18 protein-coding genes are annotated in these 26,668 nt (G+C 60.1%); 15 read left to right on the forward strand and 3 right to left on the reverse strand.

Features of this window, described 5'->3' with window-relative positions; genetic code table 11:
• The first annotated feature begins 232 nt into the window (after positions 1-232).
• From B5F84_RS03840 to B5F84_RS03875, 8 genes are all read left to right on the forward strand, one after another.
• Positions 233-1,633: a solute carrier family 23 protein gene (locus B5F84_RS03840; RefSeq protein WP_087321028.1), complete on the forward strand. Its 1,401-nt coding sequence runs from the start codon at positions 233-235 to the stop codon at positions 1,631-1,633.
• A gap of 112 nt (positions 1,634-1,745) precedes the next feature.
• Positions 1,746-3,098, forward strand: coding sequence for a putative aminohydrolase SsnA (ssnA, locus tag B5F84_RS03845; RefSeq protein ID WP_087321031.1), 1,353 nt, complete (start codon positions 1,746-1,748; stop codon positions 3,096-3,098).
• A 114-nt stretch (positions 3,099-3,212) separates the two neighbouring features.
• Complete coding sequence (gene ygfK, locus B5F84_RS03850; RefSeq protein ID WP_087321034.1) at positions 3,213-6,203, forward strand: putative selenate reductase subunit YgfK; 2,991 nt, start codon at positions 3,213-3,215, stop codon at positions 6,201-6,203.
• 119 nt (positions 6,204-6,322) lie between these two features.
• A complete protein-coding gene (locus tag B5F84_RS03855; RefSeq protein WP_087321037.1) occupies positions 6,323-6,535 on the forward strand; it encodes a 4Fe-4S binding protein in 213 nt (70 codons plus the stop codon).
• An 11-nt stretch (positions 6,536-6,546) separates the two neighbouring features.
• The gene (xdh, locus tag B5F84_RS03860; protein WP_087321040.1) at positions 6,547-9,321 is read left to right on the forward strand and encodes a selenium-dependent xanthine dehydrogenase; all 2,775 of its coding nucleotides are present in this window, start codon (positions 6,547-6,549) and stop codon (positions 9,319-9,321) included.
• Positions 9,322-9,919: 598 nt separating this feature from the next.
• Positions 9,920-11,266, forward strand: a complete 1,347-nt coding sequence (locus B5F84_RS03865; RefSeq protein WP_087225975.1) for an ATP-binding protein — start codon at positions 9,920-9,922, stop codon at positions 11,264-11,266.
• Positions 11,259-11,855, forward strand: a complete 597-nt coding sequence (locus tag B5F84_RS03870; protein ID WP_087225978.1) for an RloB family protein — start codon at positions 11,259-11,261, stop codon at positions 11,853-11,855. Before B5F84_RS03865 ends, B5F84_RS03870 begins: the two co-directional genes overlap by 8 nt.
• Before the next feature lies 1 nt (position 11,856).
• A complete protein-coding gene (locus B5F84_RS03875) occupies positions 11,857-12,804 on the forward strand; it encodes a DUF2971 domain-containing protein (RefSeq protein WP_087321043.1) in 948 nt (315 codons plus the stop codon).
• Between the two features lie 257 nt (positions 12,805-13,061).
• On the opposite strand, the gene B5F84_RS03880 is transcribed toward B5F84_RS03875, so the two are convergent.
• Positions 13,062-13,361, reverse strand: a complete 300-nt coding sequence (locus B5F84_RS03880; protein WP_087225984.1) for a hypothetical protein — start codon at positions 13,359-13,361, stop codon at positions 13,062-13,064.
• Between the two features lie 602 nt (positions 13,362-13,963).
• Between B5F84_RS03880 and B5F84_RS03885 the strand changes: the two genes are divergently transcribed.
• Both B5F84_RS03885 and B5F84_RS03890 read left to right on the forward strand, forming a co-directional pair.
• Positions 13,964-15,394 (forward strand): sodium:alanine symporter family protein, encoded by a 1,431-nt coding sequence (locus tag B5F84_RS03885; RefSeq protein ID WP_204205496.1) that lies wholly within the window; start codon positions 13,964-13,966, stop codon positions 15,392-15,394.
• 63 nt (positions 15,395-15,457) lie between these two features.
• The gene (locus B5F84_RS03890) at positions 15,458-16,849 is read left to right on the forward strand and encodes a hypothetical protein (protein ID WP_239378240.1); all 1,392 of its coding nucleotides are present in this window, start codon (positions 15,458-15,460) and stop codon (positions 16,847-16,849) included.
• 132 nt (positions 16,850-16,981) lie between these two features.
• Here the strand turns inward: B5F84_RS03890 and B5F84_RS03895 are convergent, their stop codons facing one another.
• Together B5F84_RS03895 and B5F84_RS03900 are read right to left on the reverse strand one after the other, a co-directional pair.
• Entirely contained in the window at positions 16,982-17,302 is a 321-nt protein-coding gene (locus B5F84_RS03895) for an HNH endonuclease (protein ID WP_343225126.1), read from the reverse strand.
• 249 nt (positions 17,303-17,551) lie between these two features.
• Positions 17,552-17,947, reverse strand: a complete 396-nt coding sequence (locus B5F84_RS03900; RefSeq protein ID WP_087321049.1) for a hypothetical protein — start codon at positions 17,945-17,947, stop codon at positions 17,552-17,554.
• 605 nt (positions 17,948-18,552) lie between these two features.
• On the opposite strand from B5F84_RS03900, the gene B5F84_RS03905 reads away from it, so the two are divergent.
• The 5 genes from B5F84_RS03905 to B5F84_RS03925 all read left to right on the forward strand — a co-directional run bounded on the left by B5F84_RS03905 (position 18,553) and on the right by B5F84_RS03925 (position 26,598).
• Positions 18,553-20,202: a reverse transcriptase domain-containing protein gene (locus B5F84_RS03905; protein ID WP_087321052.1), complete on the forward strand. Its 1,650-nt coding sequence runs from the start codon at positions 18,553-18,555 to the stop codon at positions 20,200-20,202.
• Between the two features lie 306 nt (positions 20,203-20,508).
• Positions 20,509-21,171, forward strand: a complete 663-nt coding sequence (locus B5F84_RS03910) for a GIY-YIG nuclease family protein (RefSeq protein ID WP_087321055.1) — start codon at positions 20,509-20,511, stop codon at positions 21,169-21,171.
• A complete protein-coding gene (locus B5F84_RS03915) occupies positions 21,168-22,193 on the forward strand; it encodes a hypothetical protein (RefSeq protein WP_087321058.1) in 1,026 nt (341 codons plus the stop codon). The genes B5F84_RS03910 and B5F84_RS03915 overlap by 4 nt, the downstream gene beginning before the upstream one ends.
• The gene (locus B5F84_RS03920) at positions 22,190-23,230 is read left to right on the forward strand and encodes an Eco57I restriction-modification methylase domain-containing protein (RefSeq protein WP_087321061.1); all 1,041 of its coding nucleotides are present in this window, start codon (positions 22,190-22,192) and stop codon (positions 23,228-23,230) included. The genes B5F84_RS03915 and B5F84_RS03920 overlap by 4 nt, the downstream gene beginning before the upstream one ends.
• A 2-nt stretch (positions 23,231-23,232) precedes the next feature.
• Complete coding sequence (locus B5F84_RS03925; protein ID WP_204205497.1) at positions 23,233-26,598, forward strand: DEAD/DEAH box helicase family protein; 3,366 nt, start codon at positions 23,233-23,235, stop codon at positions 26,596-26,598.
• Positions 26,599-26,668: the final 70 nt, after the last annotated feature.

The raw sequence follows: 26,668 nt of genomic DNA on the forward strand, positions 1-26,668 counted from the left end.
TTGTTAGGTGTCAAAACTGTCCCTTCGGGGGGCCGTGCGGACCGGAGCGGGGGTTCTGACATGCCGTTATATCACCACGCAGATAACGGGGGAGGGGATGGTCGGCGGCACGCTCGACCGCTCACGCCCCACAACCTACCGTCTAACAGATTTTCTTGAAAGCAGACAATTTGTTAGCCGCGCCACGCAATACCATCGAAACATAGTTCGCAGCATCGTGGAGAGGACGATCATGGCGAAGACTGCCGCTGCGGGGCCCAAGGGTGCCTCCGCGAACCTGTTCAGGCGCGAGGGCATGCCGCCCGTGGGGGAGATGCTCCCCTGTGCGCTCCAGCACGTACTGGCCTCCTTTGCCGGCATCATCACGCCGGCGATCCTCATTGCCGCCACGTTTGACTTCACCACCCAGCAGCGCACCGACATCATCCAGGTGGCGCTCATTCTCTCGGCGATCGACACGGGCCTGCAGGCCTTTGCGCCGTTCCGCCGCATCGGCGGCAACCTGCCCATCGTCATGGGCGTCTCCTTTGCGTTCCTGCCGGCCCTCCAGGCCATGGGCGCCACGTTCTCCTTTGGGGCGCTGCTCGGAGGAGAGATCGTGGGAGGCATCGCGGCCATCCTCTTTGGCCTCTTCTACGGGAAGCTCAAGGCGTTCTTCCCGCCGGTCGTCACGGGCACGGTGATCTTTACCATCGGCGTCTCGCTCTACCCCACGGCCATCAAGTACATGGCCGGCGGCGAGGGCACCGCGCTCTGGGGCACCCCGCAGGCGTGGTGCGTGGCGCTCGTCACGTTTGCCGTGGTCTTTGGCCTCAACAACTTTGCCAAGGGCACCCTCAAGCTGGGCAGCGTGTTCTTTGGCATGATCGCCGGCATCATCGTGTCCGCGCCCTTTGGCATGCTCGACTTCTCCGCCGTGGGCTCCGCGGGCATCTTCGCGTTCCCCAAGATCATGCCGTACGCGCTCGAGTTCCACCCCGAGGTCTGCATCACCCTGGCCGTGGTCTACCCGATGGTGGCTATCCAGGTCATCGGCGACGTCTCCGCCGCCTGCCTCGGCTCCATGGACCGCATGCCCACCGAGCGCGAGCTCTCCGGCGCCATCGTCTCGCAGGGCTGCACCTCGATCGTCTCCGCCCTCATCGGCGGTCTGCCCACCTCGGCCCTTGGCCAGAACGTGGGCATCATCGTCTCCAACAAGGTCGTCAACAAGTGGGTCTTCGTGATCGTGGCGGCCGTCTTTGCCGCCGCCGGCCTGCTGCCGCAGCTCTCGGCGCTCCTCACGGCCATCCCGCAGCCCGTCATCGGTGGCGCCACGGTTGGCGTCTTTGGCACCATCACCATGAACGGCATCCGCATGTTCACCAAGGACGGCCTCACGCCGCGCACCACCACCATCGTGGGCACCTCCGTGGTCTTTGGCCTGGGCATCTGGATGGCCTCCGGGTGCCTTGGCGGCGAGGGCATGCCCTCCTGGGTGACCACCGTCATCGGCTCCAACGCCATTACTCCGGCCGCACTCATGGCCATCATCCTGAACCTCATCCTGCCCGTGGACCCGCCGCACGAGATTCGCCGCGCGGCGACCCGCGAGCAGGCCGTCGCCAAGGTCATGCCCGCCAGCAAGGAGTAGCCGGTCCCGGGCCTCGCGGCAAGGGCGGCAGGGTCCTTTGCCGCGAGGCCCGGCCAGAACGGCCTGACGTTCTTCTCGCGTTCTTCTCGCCAGCAAAAGATAGGAGGAGCAGATGCTGCTCGTCGCAAACGGTCGCGTCATCACGCGCGACGCTGACAACGCATACCTCGAGCACGGGGCCGTGGCCATCGACGGGGACACGATCGCTGAGGTGGGGCCCGAGGCCGCCCTTGTCGAGAAGTACCCGGACGCCGAGTACGTGGACGCCCACGGCGGCGTCATCATGCCGGGCCTCGTGAACTGCCACACCCACATCTACTCCGGCCTTGCCCGCGGCCTCTCCATCAAGGGCTGCAACCCCACCAACTTCCTCGAGAACCTCGAGCAGCAGTGGTGGAAGATCGACGACAACCTCACGCTCGACGGCACGCGCGCCTCGGCCTACGCCACGGTGCTCGACAGCCTGCGCGACGGCGTGACCACGATCTTCGACCACCACGCGAGCTTCTGCGAGATTCCGGGCTCGCTCTTTGCGATCAAGGACGTCTGCGAGGAGACGGGCATCCGCGCGTGCCTCTGCTACGAGACCTCCGACCGTCGCGGCCCCGAGAAGCGCGACCAGGCCATCGCCGAGAACGCCGAGTTCGCGCGGTGGGCCGCGAAGGCCCGGGCCGAGGGCAACTCCATGATCGCCGCGATGTTCGGCGGGCACGCCACCTTCACGCTCTCCGACGAGACGATGGATAAGATGGCCGAGGCCAACGCCGGCCTCACCGGCTTCCACATCCACGTCTGCGAGGGCATGAACGACGTCTGGGACAGCCGTCTCAACCGCGGCGGCATCTCGCCCGTGGAGCGCCTGCTGCAGCACAATCTTCTGGGCCCGCGCACGATGCTCGGCCACTGCATCCACGTCACGCCCGCCGAGATGGACATCATCCACGAGACCGGCACCCACATCGTCAACAACCCCGAGTCCAACATGGGCAACGCCGTGGGCTGCGCGCCGGTGCTCGAGTTCTTCCGCCGCGGCATTCCGGTGCACATGGGCACCGACGCCTACACGCACGACATGCTGGAGAGCCTCAAGGTCTTCCTCATCATCCAGCGCCACAACGCGGCCATGCCCAACGTGGGCTGGGTCGAGGCCATGACGATGCTCTTCCAGAATAACCCCGCCATGGCGAGCGAGTACTTCGGGCGCAAGATCGGCGTCCTGGCGCCCGGCGCTGCGGCCGACGTCATCGTGATGGACTACCCGGTCTTCACGCCCTTCTCGGACGAGAACGTCGACGGCCACATGCTCTTCGGCATGATGGGCAAGAACTGCCGCACCACCATCGTCAACGGCAAGGTACTCTACCGCGACCGCGAGTTCGTGGCCTTTGACGAGGAGCGCATCAACGCCTGGACCCTCGAGCAGAGCAAGTTGCTCTGGGGCACGCTGAACGAGCGCACGTACTAGACCGTCCTGCGCGGCGTGCAAAGGGGACAGTCACTTTTGCACGCGGAGGGGCGCGATCAATCGTGAGGACCGTGCAAAAGTGACTGTCCCCTTTGCACACGGAGAGGAGCAACAATGAGCGACGTCATGAGGCCGATGCCGTTTGCGCAGGTCATGGACTGGGTCCTGACCGAGCACGAGACGCAGGGGTCCATCTTCGGCGTGCGCAAGGCCTACGTCCACGAGGGCGGCGCCGAGCCGATCTTTGCCGAGAGGATCGAGACCCCCTTTGGCCCGGCCGCCGGCCCCAACACCCAGCTCGCGCAGAACATCGTGGCCTCCTACGTGGCGGGCTCGCGCTTCTTTGAGCTCAAGACCGTCCAGGTCATGGACGGCGAGGAGCTCTCCGCCTGCGTGAACAAGCCCTGCATCGTGGCCGAGGACGAGTGCTACAACTGCGAGTGGTCCACCGAGCTCACGGTGCCTGACGCCTTCGCGGAGTACGTCAAGGCCTGGTGGGCGTGCAAGCTCATCGCCCGCGAGTACGGCCTCGGCGATCCGGACGGCTTCGTCTTCAACATGTCCGTTGGCTACAGCCTCGAGGGCATCAAGTCCGAGAAGGTCGACCGCTACATCGAGGGCATGAAGGACGCCTCTGGGAGCGACGTCTGGGCCGAGTGCCGCGACTGGGCCCTCGCCAACCTCGACCGCTTTGACAACGTCGACGCCGACTTCGTGAACGCCGTCTCCCCGCAGGTCTCCACCTCCGTCACCGAGTCCACGCTCCACGGCTGCCCGCCCGACGAGATCGAGCGCATCGCCACCTACCTCATCACCGAGAAGGGCGTGAACACCTACATCAAGTGCAACCCGACGCTCCTGGGCTACGACTTTGCCCGCGCGCGCCTGAACGAGCTCGGCTTTGACTACATCGTCTTCGATGACACGCACTTCCGCGAGGACCTGCAGTGGGTCGACGCCGTGCCGATGTTCAACCGCCTCATCAAGCTCTGCGCCGAGAAGGGCCTCGCGTTTGGCGTCAAGCTCACCAACACCTTCCCGGTGGACGTGACCCGCGGCGAGCTGCCGAGCGAGGAGATGTACATGTCCGGCCGCTCGCTCTTCCCGCTCACGATCGAGCTGGCGCGCCGCATCGCCCGCCAGTTTGACGGCAAGCTGCGCATCTCCTACTCGGGAGGTGCCGATGCGCGCAACATCCGTGAGCTCTACGCGGCCGGCATCTGGCCGATCACCATGGCCACGAACGTCCTCAAGCCCGGTGGCTACGAGCGCTTCTTCCAGATCGCCGGTCTTCTCGCCGGCGAGAAGCGCGCGGAGGTCGTGGACGTCGACGCCGTGACCGAGCTTGCGGCCCGCGTGGCCTCCGGGCGCGACTACCAGAAGCCCATCAAGCCGGCCAAGTCGCACAAGATTGACGCCGAGCTCCCGCTCATGAGCTGCTTCACCGCGCCGTGCCGTACCGGCTGTCCCATCCAGCAGGACATCCCGGCCTACCTCTCCCGCGTGGACGAGGGCAAGTTCGCCGAGGCGCTGCGGATTATCGTGGAGCGCAACGCCCTGCCGCACATCACCGGCAACCTCTGCCCGCACCCCTGTGGCGCCAAGTGCGAGCGCGCCTTCTACGAGCCCGAGGGCGCGCGCATCCGCGAGCACAAGCTTGCCGCGGCGCGCGGCGGCTTCGACGAGGTCGTGAAGGCGCTGCGGGCCGCCGGTCCTTCTCAGCTGGCTTCTGCGGCCGATAAGAACGTGGCGGTCGTGGGCGGCGGCCCGGCGGGTCTGGCCACGGCGTTCTTCCTCACGCGCGCGGGCGCGCGCGTTACCATCATCGAGCGCACCGACAAGCTCGGTGGCGTGGCGCGCCACGTCATCCCCGAGTTCCGCATCTCTCACGACGACATCGACAAGGACGTGGCGCTCTGCCTCGCCTTTGGCGCGCAGGTCCAGATGGGGCGTGAGGTCACGAGCGTGGCCGAGCTCTTCGACGAGGGCTTCACCGACGTCGTGGTGGCCACGGGCGCGTGGGCGCCGGGCAAGGTGGGCCTCAAGGCCGGCGAGGAGATCGACGTCCTGGAGTTCCTCGAGGCCGCCAAGTCCGGCGAGCCGATGGAGCTGGGCACGGACGCCGTGATCGTGGGCGCCGGCAACACCGCCATGGACGCCGCGCGCGTGGCCAAGCGCGCCGAGGGCGTTGAGAACGTGCGCATCGTCTACCGCCGCACCAAGAAGGAGATGCCGGCGGACGAGGAGGAGCTGCAGCTGGCCCTCGAGGAGGGCGTGGAGCTCTGCGAGCTTCTCGCCCCGATCGGCGTGGCCGACGGCCAGCTGGCCTGCGAGGTCATGCGCCTCGGAGAGCCGGACGAGTCGGGCCGTCGCCGTCCCGAGCCCACGGGCGACACCGTGGACGTTCCGGCAACGGCCGTGATATGCGCCGTGGGCGAGCAGATCGAGCGCGGGCTCTACGAGGGCGCGGGCGTCGAGGTCGACCGTCGGGGACGCCCGGCCGGCACCGCCACCGGCGTGGACCACGTCTGGGCCGCCGGCGACTGCCGCCGCGGGCCGGCCACCTTCGTGGAGGCCATCGCCGACGCGCAGGCCGTCGCCCGCGACCTGGCCGGCGTCGACTTCAACGCCTATGCCGCCCAGAACGTCCGCGCAGACAAGTACGACGCCATCATGGGCCGCAAGGGCGACATCTGCCTCGACGTGGCCGGCTGCACCACGAGCCGTTGCCTGGGCTGCGCCACCGTCTGCGAGGTCTGCTGCGACGTCTGCCCCAACCGCGCCAACGTGGCCGTGCACGTGCCGGGCCTCGCGCAGGAGCAGGTCGTCCACGTGGACGGCATGTGCAACGAGTGCGGCAACTGCGCCGTCTTCTGCCCGTGGAGCGGCCGTCCGTACAAGGACAAGCTCACGCTCTTCTGGAGCGCCGAGGACATGGACGCGAGCGAGAACCGCGGGTTCCTGCCCGTCGAGGGCGGCTTCCGCGTGCGCCTGGCCGGCTCCGACGGCGTCTACGACGTGAACGACGCCGCCTGCGGCCTGCCCGAGGACGTGCGCCTCACGATCTGCGCCGTCCGCGACAGCTACGCCTATCTGCTGAAGTAACCAAGCCGCAGCGTGCAAAGGGGACAGTCACTTTTGCACGCCGCGCATGAACTCGCCGGGTTCGGAATCTGGGTGCGTGCAAAAGTGACTGTCCCCTTTGCACGCCGGAGGGGAGAGACATGGACGACGAGCTCAAGCGCATCTGGGTCGCCGACGAGGGCTGCATAGGCTGCCACCTCTGCGAGCGCGCGTGCCCCACCGGCGCCATGCGCGTGGAGGACAAGCAGGCCCGCATCGACTACGCGCTCTGCATCGCGTGCGGCATGTGCGCCACCAAGTGCCGCAAGGGCGTCATCCACGACACGCTGGGCATCTACGCCCCGGCCCAGTAGGGGAGGAGACCATGGCAGCTGGCACCGCCGTCAAGGCACCCGCCGAGTACCGCTTCACCGTCAACGGCGAGGAGCAGGTCGTTACCACCGACAAGCCGCTCCTGCGCTACCTGCGCGACGAGCTTCATCTCACCTCCGTCAAGGACGGCTGCTCCGAGGGCGCGTGCGGCACCTGCACCGTGCTCGTGGACGACCGCGCCACCAAGGCGTGCGTCCTCACCACGCGCCTGGCCAACGGTCGCGACATCGTGACCGTGGAGGGCCTGCCCCACGAGGAGCAGGAGGCCTTCGTCTACGCCTTCGGCGCCGTGGGAGCCGTCCAGTGCGGATTTTGCATCCCCGGCATGGTCATGGCGGGCGCGGCCCTCGTCCACAAGGTACCCGACCCCACCGAGGACCAGGTCAAGGTGGCCATCCGCGGCAACGTCTGCCGCTGCACCGGCTACAAGAAGATCATCGAGGGCATCCTGCTCGCCGCCGCCATCCTGCGTGGTGACGCCCAGATCGACCCCGAGCTCGAGCGCGGCGACGACTATGGCGTGGGCAAGCGCGCCTTCCGCGTGGACGTGCGCCGCAAGGTCCTTGGTTACGGCAAGTACCCCGACGACATCGACGAGCGCGACTTCCCCGACCTCACCTACGCCAGCGCCGTGCGCTCCAAGTACCCGCGCGCCCGCGTGGTCAAGATCGACGCCGAGAAGGCCCGTGCCATGCCGGGCGTCCTCGCCGTGCTCACGGCCGCCGACGTGCCCGTGAACGCCGTCGGCCACCTGCTCTACGACTGGGACGTCATGACGGCCGAGGGCGACATCACCCACTGCGTGGGCGACGCGATTGCCCTGGTGGTGGCCGAGGACGCGGCCACGCTCGAGAAGGCAAAGCGTGCCGTCAAGGTGGAGTACGAGGTCCTCGAGCCCGTGCGCTCCATCGAGGAGGCCCGCGCCGAGGGCGCGCCCGTGCTCCACAAGCCCTACCTCGCCTTTGGCAATTGGGTCACGCCAACCAACAACATCTGCCAGCAGCGCCACGTGGTCCGCGGCGACGCGGCCGCCGCGCTTGCCGGCGCTGCGCACAAGGTGACGCGCACCTTCAAGACGCCGTTCACCGAGCACGCGTTTCTCGAGCCCGAGTGCGCCGTTGCCTTCCCGTACAAGGGCGGCGTCAAGGTGTGCTCGTCCGACCAGGGCGCCTATGACTCCCGCAAGGAGATCGCCCACATGCTGGGCTGGGATGCCACGCCCGAGAAGGTCGTCGTGGAGACCATGCTCGTGGGCGGCGGCTTTGGCGGCAAGGAGGACGTCTCCGTGCAGCACCTGGCCGCGCTCGCCGCGCTCGCGGTGAACCGTCCCGTCAAGGTGCGCCTCACGCGCCAGGAGTCCATCAACTTCCACCCCAAGCGCCACTACATGGAGGGCACGTTCACCCTCGGCTGCGACGAGGACGGCACCTTCGTGGGTCTGGACTGCGAGATCAACTTCGACACCGGCGCGTATGCGTCGCTCTGCGGCCCGGTCCTCGAGCGCGCCTGCACGCACTCCGTGGGCCCGTACTGCTACCAGAACACGGACATCCGCGGCTACGGCTGGTACACCAACAACCCGCCCGCCGGCGCGTTCCGTGGCTTCGGCGTCTGCCAGAGCGAGTTTGCGCTGGAGAGCCTCATCGACCTTCTCGCCGACGAGGTGGGCATCTCTCCGTGGGAGATCCGGTACAGGAACGCCATCGAGCCGGGCAAGGTCCTGCCCAACGGCCAGATCGCCGACCGCTCCACCGCCCTCAAGGAGACCCTGCTCGCGGTCAAGGACGTCTACGAGGCGCACCCCGGCCACGCCGGCCTCGCGTGCGCGATGAAGAACGCGGGCGTGGGCGTGGGTCTGCCCGACGCCGGCCGCTGCAAGATCCGCGTGGAGGACGGCCGTGCCGTGGTCTACTCCGCCACCTCCGACATCGGCCAGGGCTGCAACACCGTCTTCCTGCAGGACGTCGCCGAGGCCACGGGCCTGCCGCTCGCGAACATCGTGAACGGCGAGTGCTCCACCGAGAGCGCGCCCGACTCCGGCACCACCTCGGGATCGCGCCAGACCCTCATCACCGGCGAGGCCGTGCGTGGCGCGGCGTTCCTGCTGCGCGACGCCATGCTCGCGGTGGAGGAGGGGACCGAGACCGGCACCGAGCCCGTGGTGGCCCACGGCGACGGCTTTGTGGTGGAGTACGCCGACGGCACACCCTACGTGGGCCCGGGCGCCGGCTACCACGCGGCCGATCCCGTGGCGGCACTGGCTGCCCTCGAGGGCCGCGAGTTCTCCTACGAGTACCTCGAGAAGACCGACAAGCTCGGCGCGGACGTGCCCAACCCCAAGAGCCACGTGGCCTACGGCTACGCCACGCACGTCGTGATCCTGGACGACGACGGCCGCGTGACCGAGGTCCACGCCGCGCACGACTCCGGCAAGGTGGTGAACCCCATCGCCATCCAGGGTCAGATCGAGGGCGGCGTGCTCATGGGCATGGGCTACGCGCTCACCGAGCGCTTTGACCTCAAGGACTGCGTCCCGCAGGTGAAGTTTGGCACGCTGGGTCTCTTCCGTGCGCCGGACATCCCCTACATCAACGCCATCTACGTCGAGAAGGACGAGCTGCTGGACGTGGGCTACGGCGCCAAGGGCATCGGCGAGATCGCCACGATCCCCACCGCACCCGCGGTCCAGAACGCCTACCGTGCCCTCACCGGCGAGCTCCAGACCGAGCTCCCGCTGCGTCACACGTACTACTCGCGCGAGAAGTAGCTCCGCTTCCTCGCACATCCCTTGCAGAGGGCCCGCCGGTATGCCATGCCCGGCGGGCTCTCGTTCTTCTCGGCTCCTCGCTTGCCCGGCCGCCCGCCCGCCTGAGCATCCATCGCGTCAAAACGGACAAAAGGCCGAGAAAACCGCCCGATTCTGTCCGTTCTAACGCGATGGATGCCAGGCGCCCCGTTTTTCTCGCTGTTGGGCGTGCTCGCGCCCGTCGCTCGTTCCATCCCGTGCCTCGAGTCTGCTCTCGCGGAGCCTGCTCCTTGCGGCTCCGTTCGCCGGACGTGCGGCGTCGGCATGTGCGGCATTTTTCTCGTTCATTACCGCCTCGAGCGGTGCTTGGGCAAGATTCGTGAGACTCCCGCCGATCTCCTCGACAAACTCGAGCATCGAGAGCGCGCCTTGTGGCAGAGAGTCCAGGGTGGCTTTTGTTTCCGATTATTCTTCTTGGATGAAAGAGGATTCAGGTTGGAGGCCGCTTCATTTCCAAGCTTACCGTACATCACAATTCGCGAAACGATTGTCCGTATAAAGCAATACAGCACTGAATGTGATAATATCACATTCAGTGCTGTATTGAGGAGGGATACAGATGCTGCTGAACTTCACTCTGAGCAATTGGATGTCCTATCGTGATGAAGCTTCCCTCAGTATGATTTCCTCGCTTGAGCGGCAGCATGGGGAGACTCGCTCGGAGCTTCCGGGCTTTCGGAGCAAGAAGATCCTCCCAGTTGCTGCCGTGTACGGCGGCAACTCTTCCGGAAAGACTGCCCTCTTCAAGGGGCTCGCTGCGCTTCGCGAGATGGTCCTTACTGATCCTGGGGTGGACGGTCTGCTTCCCATTCGGCCTTTCATGCTTGACTCTCAGTCTTCGATGAGTCCGACGATGTTCGACATCACTTTCCTTGCCGGGAGGACGACGTATCGACTTGTGGTTGAAGCTACACGCTTCTCCGTCTCCTATGAATGCCTTGAGATAGTCAAAGAAGGCCAATCGATAGACGTTTATGAGCGCGACGCATCTCGCGATGAGCGTTTCCAGCTCAACAGAGAGCTTTTCAGCGACCCCGATCACGTACTGTACGCCGCAAAGAGCACTCGAAGTAATCAGGTTTTTCTCGGGGCGGGATTCTCCCAAAACATTGATGAGTTAAGAGAGCCTTTTGGGTGGTTTGCCGAGACTCTCGAGCTGGTGGGTGTTGAGTCGCAGGCCTGGTCGTTTGCCACGGCAGCGACCGACCGCGAGGACTTCCTCCGATATGCGGGTGAGGCGCTCTCGCGAATGGACACGGGGATATGTGGCTTGGTTGGAGAACGGGTTGAAGTTGATGCCCTCCCACCCGACGCTCGTCTGCTCAAGAGGGCATCGGAGCTCAAGGAGGATGAGACTATCACCGTCGTTGTCGACAGGGCTCCCGGCGACTACGGGTTCGAGATGCTCTCGGTTCGCGGCGGCGATTCCCGGCCGGATGTCCAGAGGCTTAGAACACTTCATCGTGGCCCCGACGGCGAGGAGCACTCTTTTGGACTAAGCGCGGAGTCCTCCGGAACCCAGAGGCTCATGGGCCTACTCCCCATGCTGTTCGACCTCTCTGGCGAGAGTGGTTCACACGGCTCAAAGGTTTTTGTGGTGGACGAGCTTGACCGCTGCTTTCACACCATGCTCACCTCCCGTCTCATAGAGGACTTTCTCGCGACGTGCGGGCCCGACAAGCGAAAGCAGCTCCTCTTTACGACACACGACCTTCTTCTCATGGACCAGTCGCTCATGCGCAGGGACGAGATGTACATCGCCCAGCGAGGGTCAGATGGGCGGTCCCAGATTGTTGCCCTGAGCGACTTCGAGGGGATTCGCTTTGACAAGGACCTGATCAAGAGCTACCTCGAGGGGCGCTTCGGCGGTATCCCGATGCTGGGTGAGGTGTCCGACCATGGGTAAGAGGAAGAACAATACGCTGGTAAGGCAGACGGGGCGGCGTGCCTATCGCCCCGTCTGCTGGGTCTCAGCCGAGGGTGCCACCGAGCGAGACTACTTCCGTATGGCGGTTTTCAAGGATGCCCGTGCCTCCGTGAAGTATCCGAAAAACGTCCATCCTTCAAGGAGAAATCCCGCAGCGGTTCTCAAGAGACTCCAGAAGGAAATCGGGTCCGAGGAGCTTAGGGATGGAGATGAGGCGTGGGTTGTCGTGGACGTAGATGACTACGAGGGCGAGCTCGGTGATCTTCTCGAGTGGTGTGACAGTCATCCGGGTTTCCACCTCGCAGTGAGCAATCCAAAGTTCGAGCTGTTCCTCGTCATGCATTTTGAGAAAGCCAACGGATGCACGACAGCGGCAAAGGTCGACGCTGCCCTTAAACGTCACATGCCCGGGTACGATAAGCGCCTGACTCCGACGCAGTTCTCGCTCGAAGACGTGAGGGGTGCGATAGCAAACGCGAGAGAGAAGCGCGTTGCCCGTGCGGATGAGTTACCCGGGCCCGGGATGACGGATGCGTTCAAGCTGGCGGAGAGTTTGCTAGGAGTGTAGGTTGATTGCGAGAAGCCTTCTTGATGGGTTTACGGAGAAGCTTGAATTTGAGACCGTGTGGCAGCTCAAGCTTTACGACGGTGAGGTGTATCACTACTCCTCACTGGGGAACGTCAATCCCATCCTCCTGGACGAAGAAGGCCTATGCCTCTGGGCGAGCAGAATTGACTGTTTGAACGACGCTTCCGAGGGGACGCTGCCCGTAATTCGGTTCGCCCAGGCCTGCGACGAGCTTAAGGCCGCTGGGAGAATTGACGAGAGTTTCTACGAATTGATCAGAGATGTTCGTCCCAACCGCACCGGGCTTATCCTCTATACGGCAAGCGGAAAGACTCGTCCGGTGAGAGATGAGTTCAAGACGTACGTCACCTCTTTTTCTGAGGACCCTGACGCGCTGGCAATGTGGAACTACTATTCCAAGGGCAACCGATATGAGGGGATGAATATAGGAGTCTCTTCTCGCGACTTGCTGAATTCTCTCAGCTCACGCCAAAACCAAGACGGAACCATGATGGCGCTCATGGTGAAGGTGATATATGACGAAAGAGAGCAGCTTGAGCTAATCGAGAGGGCACTCCTCGATTTGTATGAGAACTACGAACAGGGCTATGGGGGACACGTTAGATATCACATCGGAACGTTACTCAGTAATCTGAAGCCTGTCTTTAAGTACGCCTGCTTTTCCCACGAGAAGGAGGTGCGCTTGTTCGTCAACGTGTACAACAAGCTTGAATCTGAGGTGCGTGTTGAGTACAGAACCTGTGCCGGATACGTGGTTCCCTATGTCTCCCTCAACTTTGACAGGGCTGTTGTTTCTCGGATAACGCTTGGACCGAGTCTTGGAAGCGATGATCAGAAGGCTGTGCAGAAAAAGGTCGTTGAGGAGATGCTGAAGAGCTGTGGCTATCGAGCCGCGGTTGAGCAGTCGAACATTCCCGTGAGATACTGAGTTACACACGAACGATGTTTTCACAGAGTATATCGAGTGGCCTTGACCTCAGAATATATTTAAAGTTTCTTAGGAGCTCGAGGGTGCAGCATCGGCATTCAGGCGAGAAGAGCGACGGTTTGATGCTGCGTAGCCGACCCGTGCACCGCGCCAATTCCCCACGTGCCAGATGAACCATGCCGACAAACGCTGTTGGTAAGGACGGCTAGCTGCATTCACGCAGAAACTATAGGAATACGTTGGTGTCGAGCGCAACTTTACGCCGGCTCATGGTAGGGCTCCATCCTCTTGAGCTCGAGCGTCGCTCTGTCGAGGATGAGCGTCTTATAGGTGCGCAGTGACTTTGGGCTTGTAGTGAGTCCTGCAAGGGCCGTTGCCGGAAGGTCGCTTCCGAGGACGTAACCAACAACGACGCGCCAGCTGGTTTCGTCCTCGCTCAACTCGATGCCCTCAAGAGCTGCGTACCTGGCCTCCGGGATGAGCTCCACGAGAATCTCAACCGCTCTCTTTGCTGCTGCCTGCGCCGACGAGACGTCCATGACGAGTCCTCCAACCATGTCGTTCCTTTCTCTTCAAGTGTAGCGCGCTCGCGTTCAAGCTCTTGAGGTAGTTCCTCATGAAGCCTCCGTGCCTCCATTGAGGGGTAAGACCCTAGCACGGAGGCGGTAGGCCTTGTCTTGCAGTTGTCTTCCACGTAGCTGCGTTCCCAGCTCAAGACAGTTGAGAAGGACATATGGTTCGAATCTCTATCGACAGACGGTCGGGTTTCGTGTGTCACCGGTAGACAAGTTGCCTTGGGTGCAAATCGTTGCGTCGCGCGTCCGCACAATGGGTGTCGGGGACAGCGAACGGCATAGTCGCCGTCAAAACGGCTTGCTGGAAGAAGCACTTGTGGACAACGAGGGCCAGGCGTTCGCGACGCTCGCGACTTTACCGCCAAATCTTTACCGCCAGTGGCGGTAAAACCCTATCGGAGCGTGGAGGACAAGATTATTCTGGCGTGAATAATTCTGCGGAGAATAATCTTGCGGCCGAGAAGGGCGCGGCGCTTCAAGCGTAGCCCGACAATCAACGCTCCCGTCACGCTACGGAAACACAGGTAGGGCAAAGTTACCCTTTGTGTAGCTGAAACTGCCCGCGCCCCGTCGAGAGGCCCTCCATGTTCGACTTCCTCATGTCCGCCATCACCGCCCTGAACGACAACGTGCTGTGGGGCGTCCCCATGGTCGTGCTGATGCTCGGGACCGGCGTGTTCCTGCTCTTCGTCATCAAGGGCGTCGTGTTCTCACGCTTCAACGTGGTGATGCGCTACACCACCAAGACGCTCTTCCAGCGCGCTGACCCGTCGGAGGCGGGGGAGGGCACCATCTCGCCCTTCCAGGCGGTGTGCACCGCGCTCGCCGCGACGCTCGGCACCGGCAACATCGTGGGTGTGGCGCTCGCTGTGGCCACGGGCGGCCCGGGGTCGATCTTCTGGCTGTGGCTCTCCGCGCTGGCTGGCATGGTCATCAAGTTCTGCGAGGTCACGCTCTCGGTGGCCTACCGCACGCGCAACGAGCGCGGCGAGATCGTGGGTGGCCCCATGTACTACATCTCCCGTGGCCTGGGCAAGACCTGGCTCGCGATGCTGTTCGCCGCCTTCGGCTTCCTAGCGTCCTTCGGCATCGGCGCGAGCGTGCAGGCCAACTCGCTCGCCGGCAGCGTGAACGCCACCTTCGGGGTGCCGCTGCCCGTCATCGGCGCCGTCGTGGCGCTGCTCGCGGGGCTCGTCCTCATCGGCGGCATCACCCGCATTGCCCAGATCACCGAGAAGCTCGTGCCCTTCGCGGCCATCTTCTACCTGCTTGGCGCCGCGGCGGTGCTCGTGGTCAACGCCGGTGAGATCCCCGCCGCGATAGCCCAGATCTTCCGCGACGCCTTCACCGGCACCGCAGCCACGGGCGGCTTTTTGGGCGCCACGGTCATGTACGCGTGCCGCGTGGGCATGTCGCGCGGCGTGTTCACCCACGAGGCGGGCATGGGCTCGGCACCCATCGCGCACGCCTCCGCCGACACCGATCACCCCGCCCGCCAGGGCCTGTGGGGCACCTTCGAGGTGTTCTTCGACACCATCGTCATGTGCACGATCACGGGCCTCGTGATCATCACCTCAGGGCTGTGGCACGCCGACCCCATGATGTCCGAGGGCGCCATGAGCTCGGCGGCCTTTGGGCAGAGCATCCCCGGCGGCCAGTACATCGTGACCGTGGGCCTCATGCTCTTCGCGTTTGCCACGCTCATCGCGTGGTACTACTACGGCGAGAAGTGCGTGGAGTACCTCTTCCGCAAGAGCCGCGCGCGACGCGCCTCCGTGCGCGTCTATCAGGTTGCCTACGTCGCCATGGTGTTCGCGGGCTGCGTGACCAACCTCGACGTGGTGTGGGAGTTCGCCGACTGCTTCAACGGCCTCATGGCGATTCCGAACCTCATCGCGCTGATCGCGCTCTCGCCCGTGATCCGGCGGCTTGCGGCGGACTTCTTCCGCGATCCCGACCGCCGACGCCCGCGCGACACGGACTACAGCGGGATGCTGTCGTTCAGGGACAAGTAGTGCGCTCCTGACGTTCGTTCTGCGACAATGGGGCTACAATCCCCCTCGCGCGGGAGGTGCCCCATGACGTTTGCCACCGCTCCGGTTTTGCGCCGCAGGCTCGTCTTGCTCGTTCTTCTCGCCATAGTGACCGTTCTTGCCCTCGGGAGTTGCAGCAACCTGGGGGAGTTCGACGAAGAGGGCGTTGCCAGGCAGGCGGAGCAGTATTACGCCGAGAAGTACGGTGACAACGCCCACGTGGCCGACGTCTGGGAGGACCGGTCGTACGCCCTGTTTGGCTACCAGTCGTCCGGTCGGGCGTTCTGCACCATGAGCGACGGTCAGACGGTGCTCGTGGACTTCGAGGACGGCGTCGTTGGCGACAACCGGCAGCAGGACGAGGTCACGGCAGCCTACGAGCAGCGCTTCCGCGAGGAGCTCGAGGGCTGCTGCGAGCGCCTGGGGGACGCGGGCTGCGACGTTGCATCCGTGACTGTGAACGGCGTCCCGCTTGAGGAGGACGGCTTCTTTGAGGGGTGCATCTCGACGTACTACTGGCCGGAGGATCCAGCTGGCGAGAAGAACGGCGAGGCCGAGACGACCGTGGAGCAGAGCGCGTCGTTCTTCTACGCGCGCTACACGGGCGACGACAGCTTTTTCGAGCAGGAGGCCTCGCGCGTCAGCCTGGGCGTGCCGTACGTTGAGATTGAGCTCTCCGGTGCGGACGCGGACTACGCGGACGGCTTCCCGACGGACGTCCCCGAGACGCCCGCGTGGGTGGCGCCCATCGAGGGGGCGTGCCGCGCGCTGCTTCCTCTGACGGACGGGGACGCGGAGACGCGGGTGGTCGTCTACCAGGCCGGGTGTCGCGATGGGGTGCCCGAAGACACCGACGCCGCCGTTCTCAGCGACGCGGAGAACGGCAAGCTCGGTGAGCTCAGCCCCTTTGACAATAGTGATACGGGTGCCGATGACATTGGCAGCTGGCTCATCGTGGAGTGGTTCCCCGTGGGCAAGGGCGTTTACGTCACCTCCGATGAGTGCGGCGTGCGTCTGCGCACGAGTGATGTGGAGCTGGAGACCGTGGAGAGTCCCGTCTCGCTGGAGGAACTCCAGGAGAGTGGGAGCCTCGAGCGCTTTGACGAGCGCGAGTTCGCACCGGGGGCCTTTGAGGCCTATAGCCTAGCGGTGGCCCCAGACCTCTTTGCGCGTCTGCCGGAAAGCGTGCGGGACAAAGGTTGGTTTGACATCGGGTTGGCGTATGACAGCCAGGACCCGCAGACGGGCCTTGCGGAGCTGGGCGTCACGCCGGGCGGCCTTGCGCCCACGCTCTATCGGGTCGAGAAGAACCCCGCCGCCGAGGACACGCCGCCCTACGAGGTGATCGCGATGCGCGCGGAGACGCTGACAAACGGCTTCCAGTACAGCGAGCCCGAGCTGTTTGCGGACGAGCCCACGCTTCTCGTGCGAATGTAGGTGGCGTATCGAGTCAATTGCCGCGAAAGCAGGAGCCTCTCCGGTCCCATCACACCGTCAAGGAGGCAATGGCCGCGCTCGATGAGGAGTGGCCGCTAGGACTTTGAGTGTCGGTAGTGATTGATGGCTCGGCTAAGCGCACTGCTCGAAGACGCAGTCGTTGTGGTAGTGGATGAAGTCGAGGCTCGGCCAGGTCGACTCGTCGCTGCCCGGCAGGGCGATCTTCCTCCCGTCGAAGGCGTAGAGCCACAGGTCGTTCGTGGGCGTGTGCGGCACGCGCGAGGAGACCACGACGCGGTAGCGGTCGTCAAGCGTGATGAGGCCGCGGTCAAAGGCGCGGTCGTGCAGCGCGTTGAGCAGGAGGCCGTTCGACGACATGAGGCGCTCGCTCGGTGTGGCCGCTGCCCACGGCTTGATGTGGCTCGCCGTGAGCAAGTTGAGCCGATGTGCGATTGTGCAGCGTGCCCTCGTGTAACGCGGCGGGCGTGAATCTGAACAGGCAAACTGACATGTGGCAGGAGCGTACTGAGGAGTACCACCTGGAGAAGGCGTGTGCCTTCAACGAACGGCTTGAACCCGAGTGTATGAATGCTGAGGGAAATCCGGAGATTGGCAGCATGTGGGCACGAGAAGGACCAAATCCGGCAGAGGGGCAATCACCTCTGCCGGAAGTGCGGACCAAGCGGCTCGGGGGAGAAAAAGTTAGAAACCGTCATCTCCGGAATAGTACATCTCGGACAGGTGCTCATTGGCACATTGGGCGCATAGAATGCTCCCCGTCTTGTCCCATACGAACTGGAGGTCGGCATCCATGTACCTCGGGTCGTCATATGCCAGTGAGCTCTTGGCTTGAAAGTAGTCGAACGAGGATCCGCACTGCTCACAGGTCTCCATATAAACTCCGGGCTCTTCCGCCTCCATCGCGTTGCGTGCGCATTCAAAGCAGAGCGGTTCACTCAGATGATCGTAGTTGAGACCGAAGTACTTGCTAGAGAACTGATACTCAGCCTCGTCCCTGTCAAACTTCTCCCCACATCTTGGACACCTTGCCATTTCTTCTCCCATCTCTCGGAGGAACGTTAATTTGAGTATCCCCATTCGGAGCTTCTGGGACTTATTGGAATCGGTGAGGCGACAGAGAAGGGCACTGCTGATTTAGGAGCCGCTGTAGCTGGTGGAGTCCAAGAGCTTGGCAATGCCATTGGCAGAGTTGGTCTCACGAAGACTGCGGATTCGCTTCCGTTCAAACTGCCGTTTGGGAAGTACTGGGAAGAATAATCCCAGAGATTGGAGAGACTCTTCTCCTCAGGATGGGGTTGTAGATTCTGGTTCGCTTCATTAACTCGCTGCTGTCTCGCAGTGCTCCTGGCTGGCAAACAATTGGCGGTAGTTTCTGCAAGCGAAAGAAGCTGCGAAAGCAGTAATCAGCTGGTGAGAAAAATGCCTTCAAGGCAATATGTCTTGAAGACCTGGCAATTGCGTCGTTAATAAAATCCGTTGGTCAGTATGTTCGATGCTTCATATTATATGAGGAGGAGACTTGTAGGTATAACGTGCTAAACTGCTATCTGGTCACGGCGAAGCTCGAACTTTGAATGTGACTTCGCATTCGCAAAAGAACTGTTTCTCACTGCGGGCATCTGTTTGATGGACTGATTGAATTAGTCTTATTATCGCCTGGACCGTCCGGAAGGAGCTTCGCCGTGGCCTCCCAAGAGATTAGTTTTACAAGTATCGCTACAAACGCTCAGCTTGCCGAATACTGCGGTGTTTCATGGGACGAGCTTAAAATGCTTGCGTATGCAAATAGGATTAAACGGTATACGGAGTGGCTTGTCCCCAAAAGGAACGGGGAAGGCTTTAGGCGGATCTCCTCGCCCATGGCAAACCTGAGAAGAGTGCAACGGGCGATTGCTAATGGCCTATCGGAATTCTATAGCCCTCTGAAATGCGTTTACGGATTTGTTTGTGAGCGCAACGTGGCCATGAATGCTTTGCAACACGCAAGAAAGAGGACGGTGCTCACCCTCGATCTCAAGGACTTCTTTCCTTCGATTTCGGCCCCACGTGTTCGCGGTCTCTTTATGAAGGCAATGGACTTTCCTCAAGATGTTGCAGACACACTTACAAACCTAGTCTGCTACGAGGGATCTTTGCCCCAAGGCGCGCCGACTTCTCCCGTAATAAGCAACATGATATGTTTCAAGATGGACCGAGCGCTGCTCAATTTTGCAGCAAATAGCGGTTTTACATACACAAGATATGCCGACGACCTTGTCTTCTCCAGTACCAGCGCATACTCGGCTCGAAAGATGGTAGATCAGGGGAAGAACGTTGTTGATGGAATCAATCGATTCATTATCGACACAATTGAATCTAACGGATTTGAAATTAACGAGCGGAAAGTCCATGTAGCTAACCGCGGGAGTCGACAGATAGTCAATGGCATAATAGTAAATCAAAAGTGCAATATACGAAGAAGTCAATACAGGGAGTTCAGGGCTCTTTTCCATAGGTGGATTAGGGAGGGCTGTTCTTCGGCGGCCGCTGCATACTTTGGGAACAAGAAAAACCATTGTTACAAGGCAAAGCTATGTGACGGAGACGAGTTGTGCGATGAGAAATCTTTTGTGAGGCACATTCGTGGGCGTCTCGACTATTTCTCAATGGTTGTGGGGGTAAATGGACACCCTACTGAGCCGATGGCAAAGTTGTGGACACTCTTTCATCAAGCAGCTCATGAACGTGTGCCGTACCTAACCTTTGAGAAATCAGCGGTCCAGCTTTCATACGTGTTTGATTCCAAAGAAAAGAACGATGCTGTCGCAGCGGAATCTAGCGGAGTAATTGTTCGGGATATTCTGCTAACGTGTGCTCATGGTCTGCCCGAAGAAAGTACCGATGCGAATGGGGATGCCGTTCCTATTGAAATTCGGACAGCATTCGACGAAAGGTTTTATATAAAGGCTTCCAGCTTTAGGAAATGCTCAGGTTTTGATTTTGCATTTGTTCTGCTTGACGCGAAGCTCGGCAACATGGGGGTTCGTTCGATTAATACAGCATATTTGCCTCAGGCAGGGGAAACAATATACGCCTCAGGTTATGCGGGTGGTAAAATGCCTTCGCACTGTGTGCAAGCTTCGGTGCTTCCCAACCGTTACGGCAATGGAAGTATTGTTGTCGACAGGGCGTTCATCAAGGGAATGAGCGGTGGGCCCGTGTTTAACACTCGGCACGAGGTGATTGGAATTGTTCTTAAGGGGAGTGACGAATCGAGCTACTCAAGAGACGGTGAATTCCTCCCTTTTTCGGCAATCGCAGATCTGGAGCCTTTCGCATTATTAAAAAAGTGATGGCTATGTCTGACCTCGATAGATATGCGAAAACGAAATGGCAAAGTAGTTGCAGCTGGGGCTATGTCATTCGAAAGCGCGAAGGCGTTGTAATGCCGCGAGGAAGGGCGCGCGCGAGAAGGCCGGGTCATGACGGCTACCGTCGGGGGTGATGAGGATCTGCTTGAAGGCATGGTTATGCAGTGCATACCTGAAAGACTCTTAATTCGCTGATTTGCTTTCATTGACGCGACTATATGTCGTGCGGTTTTCCCCGATATGATAGATACGTCTATAGACGATGAACCAGATAGGGGAGACTGAAGAGTGAGCAAAGGCGTCATCTACATCCTCACCAACCCTAGCTTCCCGCAATACGTGAAGATTGGTTACGCGAGCAACCTGCAGCGTAGGCTCCATGAGCTCAACCGCTCCGAGGCGCTTCCGTACGCGGTCCGGGCGTACGCGACCTATGACGTCGACCACAAGCTGACGGATAAGGCGCTTCACGAGCTCATTGACCAGCTGAATCCCGACCTACGTACCATCGAGACCTTCAATGGGAAGACCCGTACCAAGGAGTTCTTTGAGATGTCTCCCGAGGATGCCTATGCCATCCTTGAGGCCATCGCCCGCATCTCGGGAACGGGGGGCAGACTCCATCGCGTCACTCCCACTGGCGAACAGATTGAAGAGGAGCGCGAGGCGGAGGAGGCCCGCCAGGATACAGAGACGGGAAGGCGAACTCGCTTCCGCTTCTCTATGGTTGGCATCAAGCCTGGCGAGAAAGTCGTTTTCGCAAACGACCCGTCAAAAGTTGCGACCGTTGTTGACGATACGCGCGTCGAGTATGAAGGCGTAACTACTTCGCTCTCTGCGTTGGCTAAGGAGTTCCTAGACCACAATAGCGGGGTGCAGGGGCCGCTTCACTTTACCTACGAAGGGGAGCGTCTTTCTGATAGAAGACTTCGCATGGAGGGCGATAAGTGACCCATTCCATTGAGACTGGCTTTATAGAGTCCTTTGTCCAGCGCTATCCGCGGCGAATACTTGAGACGCTGCTCTGTGATCGCACGACGGGTAGGAATATTATCTGGGCCGATGGCGAGTACGAAGAGCTGGGCGATGGCTACGGCGGAGATGATGAGATCACCGTCGACCTCATTACGGGTGCCCGCTCAGGCGTCGTAAAGCCTCGCGTTGCCAAGGAGCTGGAGCGACAGTCTCTGCGTACAAAGAGCCGAGCAGAGGTGTTCACACCTTCGTGGCTTGTAAATAGGATGAACAACTACCTGGATACTGACTGGTTCGGCAGGACTGGCACATTCAACACGGAAGTTGAGTGTGGCTGGGAAACCAACCCTGGGCCCGTCGAGTTTCCGAAAGCTAGGGGCCGAGGCTGGCATGCCTATGTTGAGAGCACAAGACTCGAGATCACTTGCGGCGAGGCCCCATTTATCTGCTCGCGCTACGATGCTGCAACTGGTGACGAGATTCCCGTCTTCGACCGCATCGGAATCCTTGATCGTAAGCTGCGTATCGTGAGCGAGAACTGTAGGACGAGAAAGACATGGACGAAGTGGGCGCTCGCTGCTCTCAAGAGTACCTACGGCTACGAGTACCAGGGCGACAACCTACTCATTGCCCGAATCAATGTGCTTGAGACGATGACCGAGCACCTCTCTGCTAGGTGGGGAGAGAGCCTCTCTCAAGAGGAGATGGACGAGATCGCCTGGGTAGTCTCGTGGAACTTTTGGCAGATGGACGGGCTTACATGTTCACCACCCACAAACGCTGAGGGTGTTGTTGTGCAGTCTATACTGCCTGGCTTCGAGGCTCCAGAGCCAGAGCCCGTTCAGATGTCGCTCTTCGACGTCTTCGAGGGGTTTGTTGAAGAGCCGCCTGCCGACAAGGAGCCGCAGCAAACAATACCGCTTTGTATTATCTATGACTGGGAGAATGACGAGCCGTTTGAGTTCGCGGCCCTGAGAGGCAGGTCGATGCAGTCATGAAAAAGTTCTACGCCGTTATTGGCAATCCTCCGTACCAAGGAGAGAACGACAGCAACGGACGAAAGCCTCCGATTTACAACGACTTTATGGATGCAGCGTATCAGGTCGGTGAGATTGTTGAGCTCATTACGCCTGCCCGATTTCTGTTTAATGCTGGCCAGACTTCAACTCAGTGGAACGAAAAGATGCTCGGCGACAAACATCTTAAAGTTCTAGCGTACGAGCCTGATGCTTCAAAAATGTTTACAGGAACGGATATCAAGGGTGGAATAGCAATCACCCTTCACGATCAAGGTAGGGATTTCGGCCCTATCAAAGTGTTTACTATCTTTCCAGAACTGAACTCAATAATTAAAAGAGTAAATAAAACTGAGGGTAATGCTCCGAGATTGGATAGCTTGTTCGCTTCTCAGCGCTGCTATAAGTTCTCTGACGTTTTTTATGAAGAGCATGCTGACGACCCCGTTGTCAAGAAGGCACTGGAGAAGAGCCCGCGGATTAAAATAGTTTCTAGCCTAATGCAGAGGCTGCCCGACGTCTTTATTGACAAGAAAATTCCGGCTGATGATGAGGTTGTTTTTTTGGGCCGAATTGAAAACAGGCGTCAGACGAGATGTATAGCTCGTCGGTATCTGCAGCCTAATGAGTATCTTGATGCCTTCAAGCTCCTGATTCCTGAGGCGAATAACTCCGGTGTCTACGGAGAGGCCTTGGCTGACCCCCTTGTGAGCAAGCCCGGCGAGGGGACTTCGGATACGTTCTTGAATGTTGGCCCGTTTAAAACATCTCAAGAGGCAGAGTGTCTGCGGAAGTACTACAAGACGAAGTTCTTCAGGGCCTTGCTCGGAGCAAAGAAGGTGACACAACATAGTCCGTCTCAGGTTTGGAGGACGATTCCACTCCAAGACTTCACTTCGGCGTCTGACATCGATTGGTCCAAACCTATTCCAGAGATCGATCGGCAGCTCTATCGCAAGTATGGTCTCGATGACGATGAGATTGAGTTCATCGAGTCCCACGTGAAGGAGATGAGCTAGCGATGGGCATGACCGATATCTCTGGAAAGATCAAGACATCCCGTCCGGCAATTCCCCAGATCTACGCCTATTCGACACCCGAGATTGTCCGCCACAATGGATGGCTCAAGATTGGCTATACAGAGCAATCCGTTGACGTCCGCATTGACCAGCAGACCTATACCGCAGACGTCATCAAGAAGCTCGAGTGGCACGGTAATGCCACTTGGGAGGATGGATCGGGTACTTTTAGAGACGAGCCGTTCCAGGCGTACCTAGAAAAGCTCGGCTACGAGCGCATGCCAAAGAAGGAATGGTTCCGAATCGGTGTCGCAGAATCAAAACAGCACTTCTATGAGTTTCGAGAGAATCACGGCGTGCTGGGAACGCCTTCTGCGATTCCGTATACTCTGCGAACCGAACAAGCGCGGGCGGTAGAGAAGACGGTTGATTACGCGCACTGCCACGAGAGGGGCGAGTTCCTCTGGAACGCCAAACCGCGCTTCGGTAAAACACTTGCCTCCTATGACCTTGTCAAGACGCTTGGTGCTGAGAAAGTGCTCATCGTCACGAACCGTCCTGCCATCGCCAACTCCTGGTATGACGACTACGTCAAGTTCGTCGGTACCGATAATGGCTACAGTTTCGTGAGCAGCGTCGACGCGCTCGCGGGAAAGCCTTTCTGCCTTTCGCGTGAGGATTACACCCACGCTGTCATGAAGGATTTGACGCCCAAGCGCTTTATCGAGTTTGTGAGCTTGCAGGACCTTAAGGGCTCTGTCTATCTGGGAGGTTCCTACGACAAGCTCAAGGAGGCTGTCGACCTCGAATGGGACATCCTTATCATCGACGAGGCGCACGAAGGCGTAGATACATTCAAGACTGACGTTGCGTTTGACCATATAAGACGCAAGTTCACGTTGCACCTTTCGGGTACGCCGTTCAAGGCCATAGCAAATGAGAAGTTTCCTGAGGAGGCCATTTTCAACTGGACCTATGCCGACGAGCAAAGGGCAAAGCGTGACTGGGATGACCCTGAGCTGCCCAACCCATATGCGGACCTGCCGCAGCTCAATATGTTTACCTATCAGATGTCAGACATCATTGAGGATGAGGTTGCGCGAGGCGTAGACATTGATGGTGAAACAATCGAGTATGCGTTTGACTTGAATGAGTTCTTTGCGACGGACTCGCGTGGGTTCTTTGTCCATAACGACGATGTTGACCGCTTTCTTGACGCGCTAACCTCGCAGAAGAAGTTCCCGTTCTCCACACCTGAGCTTCGCAACGAGCTACGACACACGTTTTGGATGCTCAACCGCGTTGACTCGGCTCGGGCGCTCGCCAAGAAACTGCAGAAGCACCCTGTCTTCAAGGATTACGAGATTGTGCTTGCCGCAGGTGACGGAAAGATTGACGATGCCAGCGAGACTCAGAAGTCGTTCAATCGCGTGCGCAGCGCCATCGCCGAGCATGACAGAACCATCACGCTCTCGGTGGGTCAGCTCACGACGGGTGTCACCATCCCTGAGTGGACTGCTGTGCTCATTCTCTCCAACATGAAGAGTCCGTCACTCTACATGCAAGCGGCGTTTCGCGCACAGAACCCGTGCCTGTTCTGTCATGATGGCAAGTACCTGCGCAAGGAGAACGCCTACGTCTTCGATTTTGATCCAGCACGGACGCTCACTATCTTCGAGGAGTTCGCGAACGATCTCTACATCGACACGGCGGCGGGTGGCGGCACGCTTGATGACCGCAAACAGCGCATTCGCACGCTGCTCAACTTCTTCCCAGTTATCGGTGAGGACGAAAACGGCGAGATGATTGAGCTCGACGCGGAGCGGGTGCTTTCCATTCCACGCAGAATTCGTTCGCGTGAGGTCGTGCGGCGCGGCTTCATGAGCGACTTCCTGTTCCAGAACATCTCGAACGTGTTCCGCGCGCCTGCGGAGGTCATCCAGCTTATCCAGAAGTTTGATCCGTACAAGGCTCCGAATGAGGACCTGGGGATTACCAAGGACACTGCTGAGGAGCTGTCGCTTGACTACGACGGTGAGGTCAAGGTTTCCGACGAGCAGGTCATTGGTACTGCCAAGGAGCTGTTCGGTGATAAACGCTACAGCATCAAGGAAAGCCTGTATGACGCTATCGACGAAATTAGGCTGACTCCAGCGGAGCCCTCTGAGGATGACGAGCTCATAGAGCGGCTGACCAAGGCGTTTGCGAATGACATGACGGAGCCGCTTGTCGAAGCCGCGAAACAAAGTTATGGAGATGACCTTAAGGCTGCTCAACAGAAAAAGATTGAGCGCCGCATCAAGGCAGACGTGGACATCGCAATCAATCGTGAGCTTGGAGACTTCAAGATTCAGCGTAATCTCATCGAACAGGAGCGTAAGGCGGGACTTGATGCTGCGGACACGGGTGAGGAAGCCGATGCCGTCAATCGTGCGTGCGATGAGCGTTTGAGCCAGGCGCGCAATCAGCTGGTAGAAAGCCTGAAAGGGTCGAGCGACAGGCTCGTGCAGAGCGCTGGTGAGACCATAGTGCGCGAGACCGAGACCGCCAAAAGGGAAGCAAAAAAGCAGGGGCTTGAAAACGGTATCCGTGACCACTTGCGTGGCTTCTCACGCACTATTCCGTCGTTCCTCATGGCCTACGGCGACGACGATACGACGCTCGCTAACTTCGACCAGATTATTCCGTCTGATGTGTTTCTCGAGGTTACGAGTATCACGGTTGAGCAGTTCCGCTTCCTGCGCGATGGTGGGGACTTTACTAACGAGGAGACGGGTGCGGTCGATCACTTTGACGGGAATCTCTTTGATCCCGTCGTATTCGATGACTCTGTGCGCGAGTTCATCCGTCTACGAGGCGAGCTGGCGAACTACTTTGACGAATCGCTCAAGGAAGACATTTTTGACTACGTCCCGCCGCAGAAGACGAACCAGATTTTCACTCCGCGCCGTGTCGTCGTGCAGATGCTCGACCTTTTTGAGCAGGAAAACCCAGGGTGCTTTGACGACTCCAAGCGCACCTTTGCCGATCTCTACATGAAGTCGGGGCTCTACATCACCGAGGTTATCAAACGCTTGTATAACAGCGAGAAGATGCGCGAGCTATTCCCCGATGATCGCAAGCGCCTCGATCACATTCTTGAGCACCAGGTCTTTGGTATCGCTCCGACGAAGATCATCTACGAGATTGCGACGCACTTCATCCTTGGCTTCCATGACGAAGTCGGTCAGGGTTGCGACACGAACTTCGTCATGGCCGACTCTGCGGAGCTTGCCAAGGAAGGCAAGCTTGTCGAGTTCGTTGAGGAAATGTTCGGGGGCAAGCTCAGCGATTCTTTGACTGATATTGGCGTAACCTTTAACGAGTGATTTTGACAGCACTTTACGTGCGCGTACGCTCTAGGCGAGAGGGACAATGATGCCTGTAAGCTATAGAAAT

The sequence above is a fragment of the Olsenella sp. An290 genome (genome assembly GCF_002159535.1).
In the GTDB taxonomy this organism is placed as follows: domain Bacteria; phylum Actinomycetota; class Coriobacteriia; order Coriobacteriales; family Atopobiaceae; genus Thermophilibacter.